The sequence below is a fragment of the Cytophaga sp. genome (assembly GCF_051961495.1).
Classification (GTDB): Bacteria; Bacteroidota; Bacteroidia; order Cytophagales; family Cytophagaceae; genus Cytophaga.
Genome location: NZ_JBQCDF010000176.1, coordinates 1 through 6,719, shown reverse-complemented (window position 1 = coordinate 6,719; position 6,719 = coordinate 1). Strand labels below are relative to the sequence as shown.

The window sequence follows — 6,719 nt, the reverse complement described above, 5'->3', positions numbered from 1 at the left end:
CTCAGGAAGTCGCTGTTGAACAGAACTATGCTCCGGTACAACCGATCGCATTCTCGCACAAATTGCACGCTGGTGATAATAAAATCAACTGTAACTATTGTCATACAGGTGCATACAAAGGTAAGCAGTCAAATATTCCTTCTTTGAATATTTGTATGAACTGCCACACATATGTTAAGTCTGGCCCTAAATACGGTGAAACAGAAATCAAGAAGTTGACAGATGCTTATGCAGCAGGTAAACCTGTTCGTTGGGTACGTGTTCACAATTTGCCTGATCTTGCTTACTTCAACCACTCTCAGCATACGCAGGTGGCAGGTATCGAATGTCAGAAATGCCACGGTCCGATTGAAGAAATGGAAGTTGTTAAACAATACTCTAACCTGACAATGGGCTGGTGTATCAATTGCCACAGAGAAACTGCTGTTAACAGCAAAGACAATGCATACTACGATCGTTTATTGAAAGTACATGAGGAGTCTAAGAAAAAAGGCGACATGACTGCTGAAGAAATCGGTGGTTTAGATTGTTCAAAATGTCACTATTAATCTAAGAAAGTTCGAAAGCCTAGTTATTCATAGATATGAAAGATAATAACAAAGTATTTTGGAAGGGTGTTGAAGAGTTGGGTAATAGCCCTGAATTCGTAAAGAATGCTCAAAATGAATTTCCAGAATTCCTTCCCGTAAAGAGTTCTTCTGCAGAAGGAACGGATAGAAGAGATTTCTTAAAGCTATTAGGGTTTAGCGTTGCAGCTGTTTCATTAGCTGCCTGCGAAGCTCCAGTGAAAAAAGCGATTCCATATTTAAATAAACCTGAAGAAATTGAGCCAGGTATTGCAAACTACTATGCATCAACTTATGTAGATGGTGGTGAATACTGCAGTGTATTGGTAAAAACACGTGAAGGTCGTCCGATTAAAATTGAAGGTAACAAGCTTTCAACTGTTACGAAAGGCGGTACCAATGCTCGTGTTCAGGCTTCAGTATTGAGTTTATATGATACAGCACGTATTCAGGGCCCACTTATTAAAGGTAAGCCTGCTACGTGGGAACAATTAGATAAGCAAGTTGCTGATCAGTTGTCTATCGTTGGTGGTACTGCAGGTGAAATAAGAATCGTTTCTCAAACAATTCTTAGCCCTACTACTAAAAAGGCAATAGAGCAATTCAAAGCAAAATATCCATCTACACAGCACGTACAATACGATTCAAATTCTGCATATGGTATCTTAAAAGCGAATGAGATTTCTTTCGGTAAGGCTGTAATTCCTTCTTATGATTTCAGCAAAGCGTCTGTAATCGTAGGCTTCGGAGCAGACTTCTTAGGTACATGGATTTCACCAATTGAGTTTGTTTCTCAATATGCAGAAACCCGTAGACTTAGCAAGACTAAGAAAACGATGAGTCAGCACTTCCAGTTTGAAACAGCTTTATCTTTAACAGGTAGTAATGCTGATTACAGACAACCGATCAAACCTTCTCAGGAAGGCTTATTCGTTGCTGAATTATATAACAGAATTGCTGCTGCAAAATTAGGAACAACTTCTATTAAGAACGATACTTTGGATAAAGCTGCAAAAGCATTATTGAAAGCTTCTAACAGAGGAAAATCTCTTGTTGTTTCCGGATCAAACGATGTGAACGTTCAGCTTTTAGTGAACGAAATCAATAAAGAATTAGGCAACTACGGTTCAACAATTTCTCTTGCGACTCCTTCTTACCAGAAACAAGGTAATGATGAAGCAATGAATACATTGATTGATGATGTTGTTGCAGGAAAAGTTAAGGCGATCATTTTCTATGGTGCGAACCCGGCATTTGATCACCCAAGAGGTGCTGAACTGGCAAAAGCATTGCCAAGTGTAGGCTTGTCAATATCATTTGCAGACAGAGCTGATGAAACGGCTTCTCTGGCTAAATTTGTTGCTCCGGATCATCATTACTTAGAAGCCTGGGGTGATGCAGAACCAAAAGCTGGTTTTTATTCATTAGGCCAGCCGGCAATTGCTCCGATCTTTAAAACAAGAGCAGCTCAGGAATCTTTACTTTCCTGGTCAGGAAATACTATTTCTTACTATTCATATTTAAAATCAAACTGGGAGACATCTATTTTAGCAGGTGCTTCATGGGACAGAGCTTTACAAGACGGTGTTTTTGAAGTAGCAACTGTTTCAGGTATTGATACTTCAGTAAGTAATTTTGATCGTTCAGCTGTTGAAGCAGGCATTTCTAAAAATTACAATGCAAATGCTTCAGGTACTGAATTGAAATTATATGAAAAAATAGGTGTTGGTACAGGTTCTCAAGCAAACAATCCTTGGTTGCAGGAACTACCGGATCCTATTTCAAAAGCAACCTGGGACAATTATGTTGCAATATCGGCATCTTATGCTGCAAAGCTATCTTTAACACAGGGAGATATGGTTACCGTTAAATTAGAAAAAGGCGGTTATTCAGTAGATCTTCCGGTATTGGTTCAACCAGGTCAGGCATCAGGTACAGTATCCATTGCAATTGGTTACGGAAGAACAAACGCAGGTAAGTGCGGAGATAACGTTGGAAAGAATGCATATCCATTTGCTCGTTTTGTTGATGGTTCTGTTTCAAGTGCTGCAATTGTTACAATCACTCCGATAGGAGGAGAAAAGTATCAGATCGCTCAAACTCAAACGCATCAAACATTAATGGCCCGTCCAATTATTCAGGACGCTACATTAGAAGAATATATTAATAATCCTGCTGCAGGTAGATTCGTTCCAAAAATCTCAACTCCGGATGGTAAAAAAGCACCGGCTTTAGTTGATATCTGGAAAGATCAGCATCATCAGCCAAACCACTTGTGGAGCATGTCTATTGACTTGAACACATGTTTAGGTTGTGGTGCTTGCGTGATTGCTTGTCAGGCTGAAAATAACGTTCCTGTTGTAGGTAAGCGAGAAGTTCTAAACGCTCGTGAAATGCACTGGATCCGTATTGATAGATACTACAGCTCAGATGCTGAACCAAAAGAAACTGGTAAATATTTTACGAATGATAAAGAGGGTATTGGTTATGGAACATTAGAAATTCCTTCTGAAAATCCTCAGGTTACATTCCAGCCAATGATGTGTCAGCACTGTAATCACGCACCATGCGAGACTGTATGTCCGGTTGCTGCTACTACACATAGTTCTGAAGGCTTGAATCAAATGACTTATAACCGTTGTATCGGTACTCGTTACTGTGCAAACAACTGCCCATATAAAGTACGTCGTTTCAACTGGTTTAAATATTTTGACAACGAAGAAGCATTTGATAAAAACGTAGCAATGAATACTTCATTGGGACGTATGGTATTGAATCCGGATGTTACAGTACGTTCTCGTGGTGTAATGGAAAAATGCTCATTCTGCGTTCAGAAAATACAAGAAGGAAAACTTAAGGCTAAGAAAGAGAAACGTCACATTGTTGACGGAGAAGTTACTACTGCCTGTGCTGCTGCTTGTGCTACTGGTGCAATTTTATTCGGTGATTTAAGAGATGTTGAAGGTAAAGTTTACCAGGAACGTCACGTAAACAACGAAGAACGTACATACACAGTTCTTGAAGAATTGAATGTACAGCCAAATGTTACGTATTTGACAAAAATTAGAAATATTTCTAACGCCTAATTTAATCGAGATTTAAGGATATGCAAGTTACTTCTTCGGTAAGGCCACCGTTGGTTACAAACGGAAAAACCAAAAAAGACGTTACCAACGACATTTGTAAACAAGTAGAAGGTGCTCCTTCAACTGCCTGGAAAATATCATTTGCCATGGCATTAATAACCTTGTTTTATGGTGGTTATTGCTTATGGACTACATGGTACATGGGTATTGGTATGTGGGGTCTGAATAAAACAATTGGTTGGTCATGGGATATCACCAACTTCGGATGGTGGGTAGGTATCGGTCACGCTGGTACATTGATTTCTGCCGTATTGTTATTGTTCCGTCAGAAATGGAGAACATCTATTAACCGTGCAGCAGAAGCGATGACAATTTTCGCCGTTATTTGTGCAGCAACATTCATTATTGCGCACATGGGTCGTCCGTGGGTTGGTCACTGGGTATTACCTTTGCCAAACAACAACGGTTCCTTATGGCAGAACTTTAACTCAGCCTTGATGTGGGACGTATTCGCGATCTCAACATACTTCACGGTTTCATTAGTATTCTGGTATGTAGGTTTGATTCCGGATTTCGCAACTATTCGTGAAAGAGCAACTGGTATCCGTCGCGTTATTTACGGTGCATTAAGTATGAACTGGGATGGTTCTGCAAAAACATGGTCCCGTTACGAGGCTGTTTCATTAGTATTAGCAGGTGTTTCAACGCCACTAGTACTTTCAGTACACACGATCGTATCAATGGACTTTGCTACTTCTCTTATTCCAGGATGGCATACAACAATCTTCCCTCCGTATTTCGTTGCGGGTGCGATCTTCTCAGGTTTTGCGATGGTATTAACTTTGATGTTGGTTACACGTGTAGTCTTTAAGTTAGAAGATTATATTACAATCAACCACATTGAATCGATGAACAAAATCATCGTGTTAACAGGTTCTATTGTAGGTATCGCTTATATCACTGAATTTTTCATTGCTTGGTATTCAGGCGTTCCCTATGAGAAATATGCATTCATCAACAGAGCATTTGGGCCTTACTGGTGGGCATATGCGTCTATGATGACTTGTAACGTAATCTCTCCTCAGCTCTTCTGGTTCAGAAAAGTTCGTACAAGCATTCTTTGGACATTCATCTTATCTATTGTTGTAAACATTGGTATGTGGTTTGAGCGTTTCGTAATTATTTGTACATCATTACACAGAGATTTCTTACCTTCGTCTTGGTCTTATTTCTCGCCAACATTGTATGATGTAGGGGATTACTTGTTCACGTTTGGGTTATTCTTCACATGTTTCTTATTGTTCGCGAAGTATTTCCCGGTAATTAACATGGCTGAAGTTAAAACAATTATTGATTCATCTTCTGAAAAGAAATAACCTGAGTCCAGGATACTTTAAAATAATATGGAAAAAGGAAAGAATTTTGTAGTTGGCGTATTCGATGAAGAAACAGTAATGATGAGTGCTGTTGACAAGATACGTTCAAAAGGAGTAAAGATACATGAAGTGTATACTCCTTATCCTGTACACGGACTAGATAATGCTTTAGGATATAATTATTCTAATTTACCAATTGCAGGATTCCTGTTTGGTATTTGCGGAACAATTACTGCATTAACAATGATGATCTGGATGCTGGGCTTTGACTGGCCTATGGATATCGGCGGTAAACCACACATTCCGCTTCCGGCATTTATTCCGATTACATTCGAATTAACGGTATTATTCTGTGCGTTAGGTATGACAGGTACATTCTTTGTAGCCAGCAATCTGAAACCATGGTCTCAACCGGATATGTTCGATCCAAGAAGTGTTGACGATAAATTCGTAATCACGTTTGATCTTGCATCGAACAAACAAGATTCAGCGCAGCTGAAATCATTACTTTCAGAATCAGGCGCTTCTGAAGTTACCACAAAATCATTGGCAAACTAAGAAAGGCTTCATATACTATGAGAATGAAAACCTTCAATATAACAGCAGCAATTGTTTTTGCAGCAACTGTTACATCTTGTAATCACAACTTCGATCGTATACCTGTTCACGAAACTCCTCGTGCGGAATATGCTCCGAACATGTATGTATCTGAGGCTTATGAGCCGGTTACAATGGTTGATGATTCAACAAATAAAGAGGCGTACAACGTTATGCCATACAATAATAATTCAAACTTAAGATTGCCTGTTGCCGGAACAATTAAACGCGGTGCAATTCCATATCATATTCCTAAAGATTCTTTGGCATATGCTAACGCAACTCTTGTTTGTCCGATTGAACCAACTGAATCAGTATTAGCTGAAGGGCAGGTATTGTTTAACAGATTCTGTTCACATTGTCATGGTGAGGGTGGAGAAGGAGATGGTCCTGTAAACGAAAAATTACAAGGTGTTGCGAACTTAAAGTCAACAGCACTTCAGGGAGTTAATCCTGGCCATATTTTCCATGTTATTACTTATGGAAAAGGACGTATGCTTCAGCATGCTTCTCAATTGGAACCTTTAGAGAGATGGAAAATTTCACTTTACGTGAAAAATGTTCTACAAAAACAATAATTATTAGAACGTAGGTAGATTTATGGCACATCATCACAATACTTCAGTTAATCTAGACGAAAAGTTTGTATTCTCTTCGGAGATAAAGAAAAAACTATTCATGTTAATAGGTGCGGGGGTAATACTTGTAATTATAGGTATATTCTTAGCAATGAATTCAGGACATCATGGTGCAGAGCATGCTGATGCAGCAACTGCAACATTAACTGCTGATGCACATGCTTCAGATGCTCACGACGCAGCGCATCATGCTACAGAAGCAGCACATGCAGTACACGGTGATGCACATGCCGAAGGGCACGGTGGTCATGGTGAAAAACCTACCTGGGCGTTACGTTTAATCAAGGATTTATGGCAAAATAATATCTTCTTTGCAGGTATAGCAGCCATGGGAATTTTCTTTGTAGCATTCAATTATGTAGCATGGGCTGGTTGGTCTGCAGCTGTTCAACGTATTCCTTCAGCGTTTGGTAACTACCTTTGGGTTGCAGGTCCTTTGACAATTATTTTGTTTTT

Annotated in this window: 5 protein-coding genes and 1 pseudogene; all 6 read left to right on the top strand. The window is 39.4% G+C overall.

The annotated features are described in order from the left end of the window. A partial coding sequence (locus ACTHJT_RS09225) for a cytochrome c3 family protein (protein WP_440237735.1) occupies positions 1 to 548 on the top strand: 548 nt, incomplete at its 5' end. Between the two features lie 35 nt (positions 549 to 583). Next, a complete protein-coding gene (locus ACTHJT_RS09220; RefSeq protein WP_440237734.1) occupies positions 584 to 3,652 on the top strand; it encodes a TAT-variant-translocated molybdopterin oxidoreductase in 3,069 nt (1,022 codons plus the stop codon). Between the two features lie 20 nt (positions 3,653 to 3,672). After that, positions 3,673 to 5,028, top strand: a complete 1,356-nt coding sequence (nrfD, locus tag ACTHJT_RS09215; protein ID WP_440237733.1) for an NrfD/PsrC family molybdoenzyme membrane anchor subunit — start codon at positions 3,673 to 3,675, stop codon at positions 5,026 to 5,028. A gap of 27 nt (positions 5,029 to 5,055) precedes the next feature. Further along, positions 5,056 to 5,586, top strand: a complete 531-nt coding sequence (locus ACTHJT_RS09210; RefSeq protein ID WP_440237732.1) for a DUF3341 domain-containing protein — start codon at positions 5,056 to 5,058, stop codon at positions 5,584 to 5,586. Positions 5,587 to 5,609: 23 nt separating this feature from the next. Further along, complete coding sequence (locus ACTHJT_RS09205; protein WP_440237731.1) at positions 5,610 to 6,203, top strand: c-type cytochrome; 594 nt, start codon at positions 5,610 to 5,612, stop codon at positions 6,201 to 6,203. A gap of 151 nt (positions 6,204 to 6,354) precedes the next feature. Continuing rightward, positions 6,355 to 6,719, top strand: a pseudogene (locus ACTHJT_RS09200) (quinol:cytochrome C oxidoreductase); the annotation flags it as partial.

Excerpts from the sequence above, each read along its gene's own strand:
- ACTHJT_RS09220 (WP_440237734.1), top strand. The coding sequence starts at position 584 with ATGAAAGATAATAACAAAGTATTTTGGAAGGGTGTTGAAGAGTTGGGT.
- ACTHJT_RS09210 (WP_440237732.1), top strand. The coding sequence starts at position 5,056 with ATGGAAAAAGGAAAGAATTTTGTAGTTGGCGTATTCGATGAAGAAACA.
- ACTHJT_RS09205 (WP_440237731.1), top strand. The coding sequence starts at position 5,610 with ATGAAAACCTTCAATATAACAGCAGCAATTGTTTTTGCAGCAACTGTT.
- nrfD (WP_440237733.1), top strand. The coding sequence starts at position 3,673 with ATGCAAGTTACTTCTTCGGTAAGGCCACCGTTGGTTACAAACGGAAAA.